12 protein-coding genes are annotated in these 16,340 nt (G+C 53.3%); 4 read left to right on the top strand and 8 right to left on the bottom strand.

The genetic code is table 11. From position 1 onward, the window contains the following. Positions 1 to 95: 95 nt before the first annotated feature. Complete coding sequence (locus ACN28R_RS11965) at positions 96 to 917, bottom strand: pyridoxal phosphatase (protein ID WP_095834534.1); 822 nt, start codon at positions 915 to 917, stop codon at positions 96 to 98. A gap of 131 nt (positions 918 to 1,048) precedes the next feature. On the opposite strand from ACN28R_RS11965, the gene pgl reads away from it, so the two are divergent. Continuing rightward, positions 1,049 to 2,047, top strand: coding sequence for a 6-phosphogluconolactonase (gene pgl / locus ACN28R_RS11960; protein ID WP_048635606.1), 999 nt, complete (start codon positions 1,049 to 1,051; stop codon positions 2,045 to 2,047). Between the two features lie 391 nt (positions 2,048 to 2,438). On the opposite strand, the gene ACN28R_RS11955 is transcribed toward pgl, so the two are convergent. The 6 genes from ACN28R_RS11955 to metG all read right to left on the bottom strand — a co-directional run bounded on the left by ACN28R_RS11955 (position 2,439) and on the right by metG (position 12,564). Next, a complete protein-coding gene (locus ACN28R_RS11955) occupies positions 2,439 to 3,689 on the bottom strand; it encodes an LVIVD repeat-containing protein (protein ID WP_048635605.1) in 1,251 nt (416 codons plus the stop codon). Positions 3,690 to 3,702: 13 nt separating this feature from the next. Continuing rightward, positions 3,703 to 4,779 (bottom strand): sugar ABC transporter substrate-binding protein, encoded by a 1,077-nt coding sequence (locus ACN28R_RS11950; protein ID WP_048635604.1) that lies wholly within the window; start codon positions 4,777 to 4,779, stop codon positions 3,703 to 3,705. Between the two features lie 671 nt (positions 4,780 to 5,450). Beyond that, positions 5,451 to 6,089: a formate dehydrogenase-N subunit gamma gene (gene fdnI / locus ACN28R_RS11945; RefSeq protein WP_048635603.1), complete on the bottom strand. Its 639-nt coding sequence runs from the start codon at positions 6,087 to 6,089 to the stop codon at positions 5,451 to 5,453. Further along, positions 6,082 to 6,975 carry a formate dehydrogenase subunit beta gene (fdxH, locus tag ACN28R_RS11940; protein ID WP_095834533.1) on the bottom strand — a complete coding sequence of 298 codons (894 nt, stop codon included), beginning with the start codon at positions 6,973 to 6,975 and terminating at the stop codon, positions 6,082 to 6,084. The genes fdnI and fdxH overlap by 8 nt, the downstream gene beginning before the upstream one ends. Positions 6,976 to 6,987: 12 nt before the next feature. Then, positions 6,988 to 10,035, bottom strand: a complete 3,048-nt coding sequence (gene fdnG, locus ACN28R_RS11935) for a formate dehydrogenase-N subunit alpha (protein ID WP_095834532.1) — start codon at positions 10,033 to 10,035, stop codon at positions 6,988 to 6,990. Between the two features lie 501 nt (positions 10,036 to 10,536). Beyond that, positions 10,537 to 12,564 (bottom strand): methionine--tRNA ligase, encoded by a 2,028-nt coding sequence (metG, locus tag ACN28R_RS11930; protein ID WP_095835796.1) that lies wholly within the window; start codon positions 12,562 to 12,564, stop codon positions 10,537 to 10,539. 292 nt (positions 12,565 to 12,856) lie between these two features. Between metG and apbC the strand changes: the two genes are divergently transcribed. Further along, complete coding sequence (gene apbC / locus ACN28R_RS11925; RefSeq protein WP_095834531.1) at positions 12,857 to 13,966, top strand: iron-sulfur cluster carrier protein ApbC; 1,110 nt, start codon at positions 12,857 to 12,859, stop codon at positions 13,964 to 13,966. A 379-nt stretch (positions 13,967 to 14,345) separates the two neighbouring features. Here apbC and ACN28R_RS11920 read toward each other — a convergent pair whose 3' ends face one another. Further along, positions 14,346 to 14,636, bottom strand: coding sequence for a GIY-YIG nuclease family protein (locus ACN28R_RS11920; protein WP_048635600.1), 291 nt, complete (start codon positions 14,634 to 14,636; stop codon positions 14,346 to 14,348). 399 nt (positions 14,637 to 15,035) lie between these two features. On the opposite strand from ACN28R_RS11920, the gene udk reads away from it, so the two are divergent. Further along, entirely contained in the window at positions 15,036 to 15,677 is a 642-nt protein-coding gene (gene udk / locus ACN28R_RS11915) for a uridine kinase (RefSeq protein ID WP_048635599.1), read from the top strand. A 44-nt stretch (positions 15,678 to 15,721) separates the two neighbouring features. Continuing rightward, entirely contained in the window at positions 15,722 to 16,303 is a 582-nt protein-coding gene (dcd, locus tag ACN28R_RS11910; protein WP_048635598.1) for a dCTP deaminase, read from the top strand. Positions 16,304 to 16,340: the final 37 nt, after the last annotated feature.

Genomic DNA, 16,340 nt, shown 5'->3' with positions numbered 1-16,340 from the left:
CAGGGAGCAGACGGCGTTAAGCTCCGTCCCTTGACTTATTCCCGCAGAACCCCGCCTGCCGGCGCGGGACCGACGGCGGGAACTTGGCGGCGGGCTTATCCCAGTACTTTGGTACGGATCACTTCTGCTATAGTCGGCTCTTCATTGCGGCCGATAACCAAGTCGGCATGGGCTTTGACTTCATCGGCGCTGTTGCCCATCGCCACGCCCAGCCCGGCGCTTTCGAGCATACTGAGGTCGTTGAAGTTGTCGCCAAAAGCGATAACTTCTTTCATGTCGAGACCTTGCTCTTCAACCCACTTTCGTAGCAGCTTACCTTTACTGTTGCCTGCTTGCGCGATGTCGACCTGATCCTGCCATGACCATTCGCAGGCTAAGCCGAGTTCTTTTTCTACAATGCCGGCAAAATCATTTAGGGTAGGGATATCCTCGTGATGAGTGGCAAATTTCCAGATAGAAAATGCGCAATCCGCCTGTGTCGATAAACTCTCGACCTGCTCGAACGACGGGCGTTGCGATTCCGGCAGCGATGAAGCCCAGGCCTGAGTTCGGGTAACGTGCCCGGTCGGATACTGGTAATACATGGCATCGTCGGCGTACATCAGCCCATGGATATCAAATCGTTGCAGGAGTTTCAGCACGCTTTTCGCTTGTGCGGCGGACATTGGATTGGCATGAGACGCCTGACCTGCCTGATAATCATAGATATACGTTCCGTTACAGCAGATGGCCGGGGTATCGAGTTGCAGCGCCTGATAAAAAGGGTGGATGGCCGAGTGATGACGGCCGGTAACGATGATCGCTTTTATACCTTGCTGACGAGCCAGCGCTAATGCAGCAAGTGATTCCGGCAAGATTTTTTTCTGTTGATTCAGGAGTGTTCCGTCGAGATCGAGCGCAATTATACGATAGGCCATAGTAGTCTCGCAAAGTGGCGGTAGAATAAGATGATTAACGATGATGTTACACCGTATTTCAGGCGGCGCAAAATACGGGGATGATGAGATACGCTAGAGAAGTAAAATTCGCGTGAGTTAAGGAGAGTACGATGCAGCAAGTGGTTTATGTCGCAGGTCCGGAAAGTCAGCAGATTCATGTATGGCAATTGGGTAAACAGGGCGAATTGACGTTATTACAGGTCGTTGATGTGCCCGGACAGGTACAACCCATGGTGATTGCGCCTGATAAACGCCATTTGTACGTCGGCGTGCGTCCTGCTTTTAGCGCCATCAGTTACCGTATTGATAATAAAGGGTTATTGACGGCAGCCGGTTCCTCTTCTTTACCCGGCAGCCCAACGAATCTGTCCACCGATCGTCAGGGCCGTTTCCTGTTCAGCGCTTCCTACAGCGGAGCTTGCGTCAGCGTAAGTCCGATTGGCGAGGACGGCATTGCGGGCGAGCCGATCCAGCAGTTGGATGGTCTGGAAGGGTGCCATTCCACCAATATTGATCCCAGCGGCAGCGTTATCTGGGCGCCCTGTCTGAAAGAAGATCGTATTCGCTTGTATGATTTAAGTCCTGCGGGGGAATTGAGCGTTCATCGCCAGCCGGAACTGACGACCGCTGCCGGGGCGGGGCCGCGTCATATGGCGTTCCACCCCAATCAGCATTTCGCCTATTGCGTGAACGAACTGGATAGCTCGGTGGATGTTTATCAGCTCAATGCGCCGGATGGTAAGTTGCAGAGAGTCCAGACGCTGGACGCGATGCCCGCCGGGTTCACCGATACGCGCTGGGCGGCGGATATTCACATTACGCCGAACGGCCGGTTCCTTTACATCAGCGATCGTACCGCCAGCCTGCTGAGTATTTTCCAGGTATCCGAAGATGGCGGCACGCTAACATTGCGCGGGCATCAGCCGACGGAGACGCAGCCTCGTGGTTTTAATATTGACCATCGCGGCGAATTCCTGATCTCTGCCGGACAGAAATCAAACCATATCGAGGTGTATCGGATTAATGGTTCCGACGGCGCATTACAGCCGCTGGCGCGTTATCCGGTAGGGAAGGGCGCAATGTGGGTCAGTATTCTGGCGCTGGATTAAGCGCAAACTTAGTATCAGCGAATACGGCCTCAGTCATTACTGTCAGTTACTTGGTCATTACTGTCAGTTACTTGGTCATTAACTGGCAGTCACTGGGCCATTACCGACAGTTATCCTCGGCCATTACCGACAGTTATCCTCGGTCTTTACCGACAGCTGTCCTCGGTCTTTACCGACAGCTGTCCTCGGTCTTTACCGACAGCTGTCCTCGGCATCCCCGCCAACAACCCCCGTCATCCCCGCGGTAGTAGGCGGGGATCTGCCTGCGCTAACGGCTCGGTGTCGTTAGAAATTTTCAGTTACTCGCCCTATCCCTGCGCCCTCCTGATAAAGGCAGGCATTTCTTCTTACCGCTTAAAAGCGTCTATAAATCGCTATCTTAAGCTGCATGTCAGCCGCGATATTCAATAATTGATAAGCCTGCGTTGTAATCGGTGCTGTAGATAATGCCTTCGGCATCGACAAAAACATCACACGACTGAATCACCCTTGGCCGACCGGGCCGCTTGTCCACCATCTTTTGCGGCGCCGCCGGCACCAGCGCGCCGGTTTCCTTGGGTTGATAAGGATTGCTGATATCGTAAGCTCTGACGCCGGCGTTCTGGTAAGTCGCAAAGATCAGCGTTGAGCTAATAAAGCTGCCGGGACGGTTTTCGTGCAGGTTATGCGGACCAAAATGCGCTCCTTTCTTTACGTAGTCCGTTTCGGCTGGTTGGGGGAAGGTTGCAATACTGACCGGGTTGCTTGGTTCCCGGATATCAAATACCCAGATGAGTTTCTCGCCATCTTCCTGATTATCCAGTACCGCCTCATCCAGTACGATAAGCAGGTTGCGGTCGGGCAGCGGCAGCGCGGTATGCGTACCGCCGCCAAAAGGGGGGCTCCAGTTGCGGTGGCTGATAAGCTGCGGATTGCGGCGATCGCTAACGTCCAGTAGCGTTAACCCGCCATCACGCCAACTGCCGTAAGCGGTGTCGCCGCTGACGATGGCATGATGCAATGCATAGCGTTTGCCTTCCGGCCAATTGGGCGTCTCGCCGCCGGCGGTGTGCATGCCGGGCAGCCAATAGCGTCCGGCCACTTCGGGACGTTTAGGGTCGGCCAGATCGATGGTCAGGAAAATGTAGTCGCTGTATCCGTCAAGCAACGCGGAAACGTAGGCCCAGCGCCCGCCGACATACCAGATGCGATGAATGCCGATGCCGTCCAGCGGCAGGAAACTGACTTCGCGTGGTTTATCCGGCGTAGAAATGTCAAAGATACGTAACCCGGCGCTCCAGCTTTTGCCCTGTTGTTTGGTGCTTACCGTCTCTGCAACAGAACGGGTGTAGTAAACTTTTTCTTCGGCAAAACTGGCGTCGGCGAACAGATCGCGGGCATTGACCACCAACAGCAGGTCATCGTGCGCCTGTAGATGAATATTCCAGGTTCCGGGGGGCGCGGCGATGAAACCGGCGGGTTTGGGATTTTTTACGTCACGTACATCAACAATGGATACGCCTTGTGAAACCATATGCCCGATGTAGGCGTAGCCGCGATGAACCATCACCTGCACGCCATCGGGTCTGCCGCCTTGATCGCTGTGTCCGATCAGCCGCATATTGCGGCTGTATTCCGGCGTCGGTAGAGGACTAGATACCATCTTTGGTCTCCACTTATTTAGCCTGTTTGGCTGCCAGTGTTGCAAACCAAGGCGCAATAAAATCGTCCGTTTGGCCCCAGCCGGGGATGATTTTAGCCAGTCCGGCAACATTTACCGGGCCTGGTTGGCTGGCCAACAGCGCCTGAGGAATAACGGCGGCTTTGAATTCGTAGGTTGCTGGGGTAGGTTCGCCGGCAATTTTATTGGCCACCAAACGCAGGTTTACCTTACCAATCAGCTTAGGATCGACCGCCACGCTGACTTTCCACGGGCTATTGGCTTCGCGCATCAGCTGCAGATCCTGATTGGAAATATCAATGCTGTAGATTTTCACTTCGGTGCGGCCGTTCTCTTTCAGCGCCTTATACGCCCCCTGAGTGAATGCATCCCACGAGCCCCAGATGGCGTCGATTTTCCCTTTAGGATATTTCGCCAATACGGCGCCCACTTTATTGGCCGTATCGCCCTGCACATCAGAGGAAACGGCGCCGATGGATTCCAGCTCTTTGATACCGGGATTGGCCTTCAGGATTTGCTGATAGGCCGCCTGGCGGCGCTCCATCGGCGGGAAACCGGCTACCCACAGTTTGATGATGTTTGCCTTGCCATTGAAATCCTTAACCAACTGACCGAGTGATTCGTCGGTCAGGGAGGCATCGTCCTGCTGAGTGACGGTAACGCCGGGGATCTCGCCGTTGACGGCGGTATCAAAAACGGAAACCGCAATGCCGCTGTCGACGATGCGTTTAATCAGATCGGTAGAATAAGGGTCGCGTCCCTGAGACAGAATGATGCCATCGTATTTCTGGCTGATAGCCTGATTGACGAAATCCTGAAAACGGGCGTCGTCGCCATTACTCAGAAACGTACTGACCTTGAAGCCCAGCTTTTTACTTTCCTCGATCACGCCAGAGATAAACTGCGTGGTATTGTCATCGGAACCCAGATTGCGGATAACGGCGATACGCACCGGGCCATCATGCTGAGCCAGCGCGGCGGGAATGGGCGCAATGGCCGCGGGTTCGGTGGCGAATACCGGTACAGCCGTCGCCAGGCTCAGCGCGATCAGTGCAGGGGTAAATTTCTTCATTATCAGCTCCATGGGATGTCAGTAATTTGTTGTATTGACGATATATGACAGTTTTATAGTTTCCTTTTTAGCCCCACTGACTATATGGCTGTCTTTATGTCTGGATGTCTATTAATAAGCGATAGCGCATCATAACCGCTAAGTGATTGCTGAGGAATGGGGCGCTTTATGACTTTTAGGCGCAAGTTATAACCGTTGGTTTTTTTGGCCGAGCAAGTAAACGCCTCCCCCTGTCAAGGCAGTCTCTTAGTCACATATACTGTTAACGGTATATGTGAGTTCAGCGCTATTTCGTGCGCGAAAAGAAAGGGGTTTTTATGCCGCGTCGAAGCACGCGCCCGACGCAGGGCGCTCAGTCGCCGCAGCCCTGCGAACCCTGGCTATCGGCTGAAATTATGCCGCTTCGCGGTGCCTTCGGTGCCCATGACCGCTATTCGAGCCACCAGTGACGCGTTCCCGACGCGGCACTGGTTTTCGCAGCATCCCTGCTGCTCACTCGGCGGTCAAGTTCACCTCAGCATAATTTCTTACGCCGGGTAACGGCAAACTCCGTCATGGCCCCTACATTTGTGTATAAGAGACAGAACCCTTCGCAGAGGAGGGAAGTTAGCTCCTCCCCCTGGCAAGGGGGAGGCTGGGAGGGGGTCATAATGGCCGGCAAAAGGGCGGAATTACTTCTTCGTTTCTTGCTCTTTTTTCAGGCTACGGGCCCAGCGCGGATGGTGCTTCTTCGCCCATTGCTCGGAAACTTTTCCCTCAATCATGCCCTTGATCGATCCCTTGACCCAAAATGCCATATACATATGAATCAGAATCGCGTGGATCAGCACGATGGCTGCCGCCGCATGAATCAGAATGGCGTAACGCACCACATCAATGGGGAACAGATGGGCGAAATACGGGCGCCACATAATGACGCCGGTAATCAGCAGAACCAGCGTTAATCCCATAATGCTCCAGAACATCATTTTCTGACCGGGATTATATTTGCCCACGTCCGCCACTTCGTGCTCATTGCCCTTCAGCACTTCAATAATGTTGAGGAACCAGGGAATATCGCGCAGCGCAGGGATGTTATGGCCGACAAAACGGATGAACATCGGAATCAGGCAGATAACAATCAGGATACCGAAAAAGGGATGCATGATGCGCCCCATCTGCGGCGTACCGAAGGTTTGCGTCAACCATTGTAGAGTGGGAAAGAACAACGCTATTCCAGATAAGGCGACCAGGAAAAAGCTGATCACCACTATCCAGTGACAGATACGATCGATAAATTTGGTGCGCAAAATCATCTTCTGTTTACTCATGTTTGTCTTCTCCCTCATCTTCGTGCTCAATTTCTTCCGTGTTTGGGCCGATACCAACATAGTGGAAGATTAATCCGGCAAATGTCATGACAAATCCGAGCGCCGACAAGGGCTTCAGGATACCTTTCCACAGATTGACCGGCGTGGAGACCTGCGGGTTATCGGGAAGATTATGATATAGCGACGGCCTGTCGGCATGGTGCAGAACGTACATGACGTGGGTACCGCCAACCCCTTGCGGATCATAAAGACCGGCATGCTGGTAGCCGCGTTTTTTCAGATCGACGATCCGCTTTTCGGCGAGGATTTTCATTTCGTCTTTGGTGCCGAAATGGATAGCCCCGGTCGGACAGGTTTTCACGCAGGCCGGCTCTTGACCGACGCTGACCCGATCGACGCACAGCGTACATTTATAAACGCGGTTATCCTCTTTACTCAGCCGCGGAATGTTAAACGGACAACCGGCGATACAGTAACCGCAACCGATGCATTGTTCAGACTGAAAATCGACGATGCCGTTGGCGAACTGAATGATGGCGCCGGCCGACGGGCAGGCTTTCAGGCAGCCCGGCTCGCTGCAGTGCATACAGCCGTCCTTGCGGATTAGCCACTCCAGCCGGCCGTTTTCTTCCACTTCAGAAAAGCGCATCAGCGTCCAGGATTTGGCGCTCAGATCGGCCGGGTTATCGTAAACCCCGACATTATGGCCGACTTCATCGCGAATATCGTTCCATTCTGAGCAGGCGACCTGACAGGCCTTGCAGCCGATACAGGTGGTGACGTCGATCAGTTTCGCCACTTCGCTTTTATCGTCACGCGCATGCGGCGGCGGTGTGAAAGCGTTGGTGGCCGAACGTTTAATAATATCTTGAGATTGCATTGACATGGTTGGCTACCCTTACACCTTCTCTATATTAACCAGAAACGCTTTATATTCAGGCGTTTGTGAATTAGCGTCACCGACGCTGGGCGTGAGCGTGTTGGCCAAGAAGCCTTTGCGGGTTGCTCCCTCAAAGCCCCAGTGGCAGGGAATACCAACGGTTTCAACGGATTGGCCGGCAATGTTCAGCGTTTTGATGCGCTTGGTGACCACCGCTTTGGCTTTAATGTACCCGCGCTGGCAGGAAACCCTGACTTCATCGCCCGCTCTGATGCCCTTGCTCTGCGCCAGATTTTCACCAATTTCAATGAATTGCTCTGGCTGCGCGATCGCATTCAGCCTTGCGTGTTTGGTCCAGTGGCGAAACAACTCGGTAATGGAGTAGGTGGTTGCTACGTAAGGGAAGTCTTTTGCCGCCCCCATGGTTTTCGCATCGCTGGCGAACAGACGCGCCGCCGGATTTGAAATCACGGCAGGGTGCAGCGGATTGGTGCCCAATGGCGTTTCAATGGGTTCGTAGTGTTCGGGGAACGGGCCATCCACCAGCTTGTCCACAGAGAACAGCCTGGCGAGACCTTCCGGCAGCATGATAAACGGCCCGGTATCTTTACCCGGCGGAACGGTACTGGCGAAGTCAGGGATATCAATTCCGCTCCATTTTTCGCCGTTCCACTCCATCAGCTTACGTTTTTTGTCCCACGGTTTGCCTTGCAGATCGGCGGATGCGCGGTTGTACAAAATACGGCGGTTCTGCGGCCATGACCACGACCAGTTCGGCGTACAGCCCATGCCCGCGTCGGCGTTGTCGCGCCTGTCCATCTGGTTGCCGGCTTCCGTCCAGCAACCGGCGTAAATCCAGCAGAAACTGGCGGTGGTGCCATCATCACGCAACTGAGAGAAATCGGCGATCTGCTGACCTTTTTTCAAGATGAGTTTACCGCTATCGTCATAGATATCGGCCAGCGCGATCCCGTTGGCTTCGCGGGCAACTTCTTCCGGCGTCGGATCTTCCGGATCCTGATAGTTCCAGGTGATGTTCATCAACGGATCGGGATAAGCGCCGCCTTCTTCTTGGTAAAGCTCGCGCAGGCGCGTCAGCAGTTTGCCGATGATTTTACCGTCGTGCAGCGCTTCTCCCGGCGGTTCGGCCGCGGCCCAGTGCCATTGCAGCCAGCGGCCGGAGTTGGCGATAGAACCGTCCTCTTCCGCAAAACAGGAGGAGGGCAGACGGAACACTTCGGTTTGAATCGATTGGGTATCGACGTCGTTGAATTCGCCGTGGTTCTGCCAGAATGTCGACGTTTCCGTGGCTAACGGATCGATCGTCACCATGAATTTCAATTTGGACAGCGCTTCCGTGGCTTTGTTTTTATTGGCAAACGCGGCGACGGGATTAAAACCCTGAACAATGTAGCCGTTCATTTTGCCTTCCATCATCAGCTCGGTCTGCGCAATGATGTCATAACTGCGATCCCACTTAGGCAACCAGTCATAGCCCCAGTTGTTTGCTGGCTGGGCGTTCTCGCCGTAGAAGCTCTTCATCATGCTGATAAAGAATTTTGGCGTGTTTTTCCAGTAGTTAACCTGATCGGGTAATAACGCCGTCGGCGTAATTTGGCTCAGATAGGTTTTCAGATCGTGTTGTTTTTCCGACGGCAGCGGCATGTAGCCGGGCAGGTTGGTGGTCAGCAGGCCGAGGTCGGTATAGCCCTGAATGTTGGAGTGACCGCGCAGGGCGTTGATGCCGCCGCCAACCATACCGATATTTCCCAGCAATAGCTGGATAATCGCGGCGGCGCGAATAATCTGCGCGCCATTGGTGTGGTGAGTCCAGCCCAGCGCATACATGAAGGTGGCGGTTTTGTCCGGGACGCAGGTTTCGGCCAGCGTACGGCAGATCGCTGCGTAATCTTTGACGGGGGTTCCGCACAAGGATGTCACCATTTCCGGCGTATAGCGCGCAACGTGTTTTTTCAGCAGGTTCCATACGCAGCGGGGGTGGGACAGCGTCGTGTCGCGTTTGGCAAAGCCGGAAGCGTCCAGCTCGTATTGCCAGCTGGATTTGTCGTACTGGCGGGTCTTTTCGTTATAGCCGCTGAACAAGCCTTCATCAAAACTGAAGTCATCACGCACAATCAGGCTGGCGTTGGTATAAGACACCACGTATTCGCGATGTATCTTGTCATTGGCGATCAGGTAGTTGACGATGCCGAGCAGAAAAGCCGCATCGGATCCGGCGCGGATCGGCGCGTAGAGATCGGCAACGGCGGCGGAACGATTAAAACGCGGATCGACGACAATCAGTGTGGCATCGTTCTGCGTTTTGGCTTCAACCGCCCATTTAAAACCAACGGGATGCGCTTCAGCCGGGTTACCGCCCATAACGATAATCACATTGGCGTTTTTGATATCAACCCAGTTGTTGGTCATGGCGCCGCGTCCGAAGGTCGGCGCCAGTGCGGCAACGGTCGGACCATGGCACAGACGGGCCTGACAATCGATGGCGACCATGCCCAGCGAGCGGGCGAATTTCTGGTCGAGAACGCCGGTTTCGTTGCTGGCGGCGGATGAACACAGCATCCCGGTGGTCATCCAGCGGTTAACGGTGTCGCCGTTGGCATTGGTGCGCTGAAAATTGGCGTCGCGGTCGGCTTTCATCAACCGGGCGATGCGATCGATAGCCTCATCCCAGCCGATACGTTGCCATTGGTCCGATCCCGGCGCGCGGTATTCTGGATAAAGAAGCCGGTTTTTGCTGTGAATATAGTCCACCAGGCCAGCGCCTTTCGGACAGAGAGAACCGCGGCTTACCGGATGGTCGGCATCGCCTTCGATATGAAAAATAGCGGGTTTGGCGTTCTTTGCTCCGTCGCCCAGGCTGTACATCAGAATGCCGCAGCCTACGGAACAGTAGGTGCAGTTATTGCGTGTTTCTTTTGCTCTCAGCAGCTTGTATTGACGTACCGCTGCCATTGCTTCCGTTGGGGCAAATCCCAATAGCGCGAGCGTCGTCCCTGCCATTCCTCCCGCGCAAACTTTAAAGAAACCTCTTCGATTCAGTTGCATTAGTTTCCCTAGATTATTATGTATAATTTTTGTTGCGCGCAATTTAACAACACACAAATTGTGGGTTTTGCGCCAAATCAAAATGTAACTATTTAAATGCCTTTCCCTTGCATTTAAGAATGGAAATTTTGTGCGCTATATCACTGTTTATATAGCGATTGGTTGAATTTGTGTTACTTGATGGTTGTGTAAATGGATATGCTAGAAGAGATGAAAATGAGAGGTTGGTATCAGAACATGAATCATGATGTTAAAAAAATGTATTGAAATATTCCCGTTTTCCCTGCGTTATTCCTGCTTTACTTCTGTCCTTTCCGCTTCACTCCTGACTTTTGTCATTGCCGCGCAGGCGGGAATCGGCCGATGGATGGTTGCGGTTTCAGTGGGAGATGCCCGCCTACTACCGCGGGCATGACGGAGAAGACGTTGTTCCCGCCTCACTTCCGTCATTTCCGCTTCACTCTCGACTTTTGTCATTCCCGCACAGGCGGGAGCGTACTGTTATTTCACCTGCATACCGGGCTGGGCGCCGCTGTCCGGGCTAAGCAGGAAAATGTCTTTGCCGCCGGGGCCGGCAGCCATGACCATGCCTTCTGATAGACCAAAGCGCATTTTGCGCGGCGCCAGATTGGCAACCATTACCGTCAGGCGGCCTTCCAGCACCGACGGATCGGGATACGCCGTACGGATGCCGGAGAAGACCTGACGGGTTTCGCCGCCGAGATCCAGCGTCAGGCGCAGCAGCTTATCCGAACCCTCAACCAATTCAGCCTGTTTGATCAGGGCGATACGCATATCTACCTTGTCAAAGTCATCAAACTTGATGGTTTCCTGTACGGGATTCTCCGCCAGCGGGCCGGAAACGGCTTTTGCCGTCGCCATGTCTTCTTTTGACGCATTGACCATGGCATCGACTTTATCCAGGTCGATACGGTTGAAGAGGGCTTTGAACGTATTCACCTTATGGCCGAGCAACGGCGCGGTAATTTCATCCCACTTCAACTCCTTATTCAGGAACGCTTCAGCGCGTTGCGCCAGCGCAGGCAGCACCGGTTTCAAATAGGTCATCAGTACCCGGAACAGGTTGATGCCCATTGAGCAGATGGCTTGCAGATCGGCTTCGCGGCCTTCCTCTTTTGCCACCACCCACGGCGCCTGTTCGTCCACATAGCGATTGGCCAAATCGGCCAGCGCCATGATTTCACGAATCGCTTTGCCTGATTCACGGTTACCATAGGCTTCCGCAATGCTTTGCGCCGCATCGGTAAAGGTTTTGTACAAATCGGCGTCAGCCAGCTTATCGGCCAGTTTGCCGTCGAAACGTTTGCTGATAAAGCCCGCATTACGCGAGGCCAGATTGACCAGTTTGTTGACGATGTCGGCATTCACGCGCTGGACGAAGTCTTCCAGATTAAGATCGATATCATCAATACGGGAAGAGAGTTTGGCCGCGTAGTAGTAACGCAGGCAGTCTGCATCCAGATGTTGCAGGTAAGTTCCGGCTTTGATGAAGGTGCCGCGTGACTTGGACATCTTGGCGCCGTTAACCGTCACATAGCCATGAACAAACAGGTTGGTCGGTTTACGGAAGTTGCTGCCTTCCAGCATGGCGGGCCAGAACAGACTGTGGAAATAAACAATGTCTTTACCAATGAAATGGTACAGCTCGGTCGTGGAGTCTTTACGCCAGAATTCGTCGAAACTGAGATCGCCGCGTTTATCGCACAGATTTTTAAATGAACCCATGTAACCGATTGGCGCGTCCAGCCAGACATAGAAATATTTACCCGGCGCATCCGGTACTTCAAAGCCGAAGTAGGGCGCGTCACGGGAAATGTCCCACTGTTGCAGACCGGCGTCGAACCATTCCTGCATTTTATTGGCCACCTGCTCCTGCAATGCGCCGGAACGCGTCCACGCTTGCAGCATTTCGCTGAATGCGGGCAAATCAAAGAAGAAATGCTCTGATTCGCGCATCACCGGCGTTGCGCCCGAAACGGCCGACTTGGGATCGATCAGATCCGTCGGGCTGTATGTCGCGCCACAGACTTCGCAGTTATCGCCGTACTGATCGGGCGCCTTACATTTCGGGCAGGTGCCTTTCACGAAGCGGTCCGGCAGGAACATGCCTTTTTCCGGATCGTACAGCTGAGAGATAGTGCGGTTTTTAATAAAACCGTTCTCTTTGAGCCGCGAGTAAATCAGGGCGGACAGTTCACGATTTTCTTCACTGTGCGTAGAGTGGTAATTGTCATAGCTGATGTTGAAGCCAGCGAAATCCTGTTGATGTTCCTGACTCATCGCCGCAATCATTTGCTCGGGCGCAATTCCCATCTGCTGAGCCTTCAGCATGATCGGCGTGCCGTGAGCATCGTCTGCACAGATAAAGTAAACCTGGTTGCCGCGCATTCGCTGGTAACGAACCCAGATATCCGCCTGAATGTGTTCAAGCATATGACCGAGGTGAATCGAACCGTTAGCGTAAGGCAACGCGCACGTTACCAATATTTTCTTTGCGACTTGAGTCATGAGGAACTTGCTTTCTTTTTGATGATAGAGGGTCATTGATGTTAACCGATAGCGCCTTACTGCGTAAACCGCTGCCTTGCCTAAAACCTGTGGTTGACCGGCAAAGCGCAGGCGAAACTCCCGGCGATTTTCTCCGTCGGGCTTCCCTGCTCGCCGCCCTTCGGCTATTGCTATGCAACGCTTAACCTCGCGCCTGGCGATTTTTTACGTCGGGTCGCGTTAGTTGCGGCGCCCATCTGATATGCTATACCCGTCTTGATCGGTTAAATAATGAGAATTTTAAGGAGCCGGAATGAACTCTAAACTCCCCGAACAGCGCCCAGAAGCACTGCATGCCATGGTGACCGGGGTACTGTCGACTTTTCAACACCCGACACTGAAAAATAACCTGACGACGTTAAACGCGCTGCATCACTGCGCGTTGCTGGATGATGTGCTGCATATTGAATTAATCATGCCGTTTGCCTGGTTGAGCGGCCTGGAAGCATTAAAAGAGACGATGAGCGATGAGTTGTTGCGTCTGTCTGGCGCGAAAGCGGTAGAGTGGCGCCTGACGCACAATATCGCCACGATGCGCCGGGTGAACGAGCAGGCCGGGGTGAAAGGCGTTAAAAATATTATTGCGGTCAGCTCCGGTAAAGGCGGCGTCGGCAAATCCAGTACGGCAGTAAATATGGCGCTGGCGCTGGCGGCGGAAGGGGCCAGTGTCGGTATTCTCGATGCCGACATTTACGGGCCGTCGATCCCGACAATGCTGGGAACGGCAAGCGAACGTCCGACCTCACCGGACGGTCAGCATATGGCGCCGATCATGGCGTACGGGCTGGCGACGAATTCAATTGGCTATCTGGTCACCGATGATAACGCCATGGTGTGGCGCGGGCCGATGGCGAGCAAAGCGTTGTTGCAACTGCTGCAGGACACGCTGTGGCCGGATCTGGATTATCTGGTGCTGGATATGCCGCCGGGAACCGGGGATATCCAGTTGACGCTGGCGCAGAGCATTCCCGTCACCGGTGCGGTGGTGGTAACCACACCGCAGGATATCGCGCTGATGGATGCCATGAAAGGGATCGCCATGTTCGAGAAAGTCAGCGTGCCGGTACTGGGTATCGTTGAAAACATGAGCGTCCATATTTGCAGCAACTGCGGTCATCTGGAGCCGATTTTCGGCACCGGCGGGGCGCAAAAACTGGCGGAAAAATACCACTGTGCGCTGCTGGGACAACTGCCGCTGCATATTTCGCTGCGCGAAGATCTGGATCGCGGCGAGCCGACGGTGGTCAGCCATCCTGACAGCGAGTTTACGTCATTATATCGTGAACTGGCCGGTCAGGTCGCCGCGCAGCTCTACTGGCAAGGCGAGGTTATCCCGACGGAAATTTCATTCCGGGCGCTGTAGGCGGCGGCTGACGCCTTGGTTTACCAAACTGCACGCCTTCTTTTCCTACTGTTCCCACGATTTTCCGATCATCCCCGCGCAGACGGGGATCTTCTTCTGTTGGCAGGTTGGAGTTATGTACAAGAGATTCCTGCCTGCGCAGGAATGACGAAGGAGGAGCTTGGCTGAAGATGTTTAGCAACTTCCTCGTCACCCCCGTAATTTCCGCCAGCCACATGCTATCCCCGTCAACCTGGCGTCATCCCCGCGGTAGTAGGCGGGGATCGGTTACTGAAACCGCAGGCAGTCATTGGCAGATTCCCGCCTGCGCGGGAATGACGTAGGGGTCGCCGTAGGCGGGGGACTAGCGGAAATGACCGTGTAGGTAATGACGTAAATATTAAATTATATAGCTATAAAGATCTTCCCAGTCGGGATTGATACTTTCAATCAATCTGATTTTCCAAGCCCTCTTCCATTTTTTCAGCTGTTTTTCACGCAGAATGGCATTATTTATATCTTCAAAAAATTCGTAATAAACCAGCATGTTCAGGTCATACTTCTGAGAAAAACCACCTGTAATATGGTTTTTGTGTTGCCATATGCGTTTGAGCAAATGGCTGCTCACTCCGACATAGAGTGATCCATAGGGTCGGTTGCTCAATATGTATATACATGGCTGTTTGCTCATGTCTGCATTCTTAAAAATGGTTTAACGTGGAATCGTTCGTTTTAATCTGAAAAATTCACTAAGTCAGGTGTTCTATTTGAAATTTGGAATATGATTCGCAGTGATGATGTTTTCCTCCCATTACCCTGCGGAAAAATACATTCTCGTCACCCCCGTAATTTCCGCCAGCCACATACCATCCCCGTCAACCTGGCGTCATCCCCGCGGCAGTAGGCGGGGATCGGTTACTGAAACCGCAGGCAGTCATTGGCAGATTCCCGCCTGCGCGGGAATGACGAAACCGCCCGCCCAATAGTGGAAACGCTGGCGTGAACTGTGCTAACTCCCTATAATTGCCGCGTTATCGCACCAATTGGTGCATCCCCTCTTCTTTTTTATGTTAATCAGGTCGTTAATGTCATGACTGATCAGTCTCACCAGTGTGTCATCATCGGGATAGCGGGCGCCTCCGCTTCCGGTAAAAGTCTTATTTCCAGCACGTTGTACCGTGAGTTACGCGACCAGGTCGGGGATCAGCATATTGGTGTGATACCTGAAGACAGCTACTACAAAGATCAAAGCCACCTGACGATGGAAGAGCGGGTCAAGACCAATTACGACCATCCCAACGCCATGGATCACAGTCTGCTGCTGACGCATTTGAAAATGCTGAAAGCGGGCCAGGCGGTGGAGCTTCCTTTGTATAGCTATGTTGAACATACGCGTAAACAGGAAACGGTGCATCTTGAACCGAAGAAGGTCATTATTCTTGAAGGTATTCTGCTGCTGACGGAAGCCCGTTTGCGCGACGAACTGAATTTTTCCATTTTTGTCGATACGCCGCTGGATATCTGCCTGATGCGCCGTATGCGGCGAGATGTCAATGAACGCGGCCGATCGATGGATTCCGTGATGGAGCAGTATCAGAAAACGGTACGTCCCATGTTTATGCAATTCATTGAGCCCTCTAAACAATATGCCGATATTATCGTCCCGCGTGGTGGGAAAAACCGTATTGCGATTGATATTCTGAAGGCCAAGATAAGTCAGTTTTTTGAATAATTTTTGGGACTTTTCACCCAGTATTGATACGAGTGGAGAAAAAAATGAGATTGTGTGACCGTGATATTGAGGCCTGGCTGGACGATGGCCGGTTACTGATTACACCGCGCCCGCCAACAGAAAGAATTAATGGCGCTACCGTTGATGTCCGTTTAGGGAATCAATTCCGGGTCTTCAGGGGGCACACCGCGGCTTTTATTGATTTAAGCGGCCCGAAAGATGAAGTCAGCGCGGCATTGGATCGCGTAATGAGTGATGAAATCAATCTGCCGGAAGGCGAAGCCTTCTTTTTGCATCCGGGAGAATTGGCGCTGGCGGTCACGCTGGAGTCAGTGACATTGCCGGATAATCTGGTCGGCTGGCTTGACGGCCGCTCTTCTCTCGCTCGTTTAGGTTTGATGGTTCACGTGACCGCGCACCGAATAGATCCAGGTTGGCAAGGAAGAATCGTGCTGGAGTTCTATAATTCAGGTAAGTTGCCGTTGGCGTTGCGCCCCGGCATGATGATTGGCGCGCTGAGTTTTGAACCGCTATCCGGCCCGGCGGCTCGTCCTTATAACCGTCGTCAGGATGCTAAATATAAAGATCAGCAGGGGGCAGTGGCGAGCCGAATCGACAAAGACTAATTGCCAATACCGCCTGTGATAAAGCGTATGCAATGAG

Origin of the sequence: Brenneria goodwinii (assembly GCF_002291445.1) — a bacterium.
Classification (GTDB): Bacteria; Pseudomonadota; Gammaproteobacteria; order Enterobacterales; family Enterobacteriaceae; genus Brenneria; species Brenneria goodwinii.
This window is presented reverse-complemented; position numbering and strand designations above follow the sequence as displayed.

Bases quoted from the DNA above. Each gene is read 5' to 3' on its own strand.
- ACN28R_RS11965 (WP_095834534.1), bottom strand. From the start codon at position 917: ATGGCCTATCGTATAATTGCGCTCGATCTCGACGGAACACTCCTGAAT.
- pgl (WP_048635606.1), top strand. From the start codon at position 1,049: ATGCAGCAAGTGGTTTATGTCGCAGGTCCGGAAAGTCAGCAGATTCAT.
- ACN28R_RS11955 (WP_048635605.1), bottom strand. From the start codon at position 3,689: ATGGTATCTAGTCCTCTACCGACGCCGGAATACAGCCGCAATATGCGG.
- ACN28R_RS11950 (WP_048635604.1), bottom strand. From the start codon at position 4,779: ATGAAGAAATTTACCCCTGCACTGATCGCGCTGAGCCTGGCGACGGCT.
- fdnI (WP_048635603.1), bottom strand. From the start codon at position 6,089: ATGAGTAAACAGAAGATGATTTTGCGCACCAAATTTATCGATCGTATC.
- fdxH (WP_095834533.1), bottom strand. From the start codon at position 6,975: ATGTCAATGCAATCTCAAGATATTATTAAACGTTCGGCCACCAACGCT.
- fdnG (WP_095834532.1), bottom strand. From the start codon at position 10,035: ATGCAACTGAATCGAAGAGGTTTCTTTAAAGTTTGCGCGGGAGGAATG.
- metG (WP_095835796.1), bottom strand. From the start codon at position 12,564: ATGACTCAAGTCGCAAAGAAAATATTGGTAACGTGCGCGTTGCCTTAC.
- apbC (WP_095834531.1), top strand. From the start codon at position 12,857: ATGAACTCTAAACTCCCCGAACAGCGCCCAGAAGCACTGCATGCCATG.
- ACN28R_RS11920 (WP_048635600.1), bottom strand. From the start codon at position 14,636: ATGAGCAAACAGCCATGTATATACATATTGAGCAACCGACCCTATGGA.
- udk (WP_048635599.1), top strand. From the start codon at position 15,036: ATGACTGATCAGTCTCACCAGTGTGTCATCATCGGGATAGCGGGCGCC.
- dcd (WP_048635598.1), top strand. From the start codon at position 15,722: ATGAGATTGTGTGACCGTGATATTGAGGCCTGGCTGGACGATGGCCGG.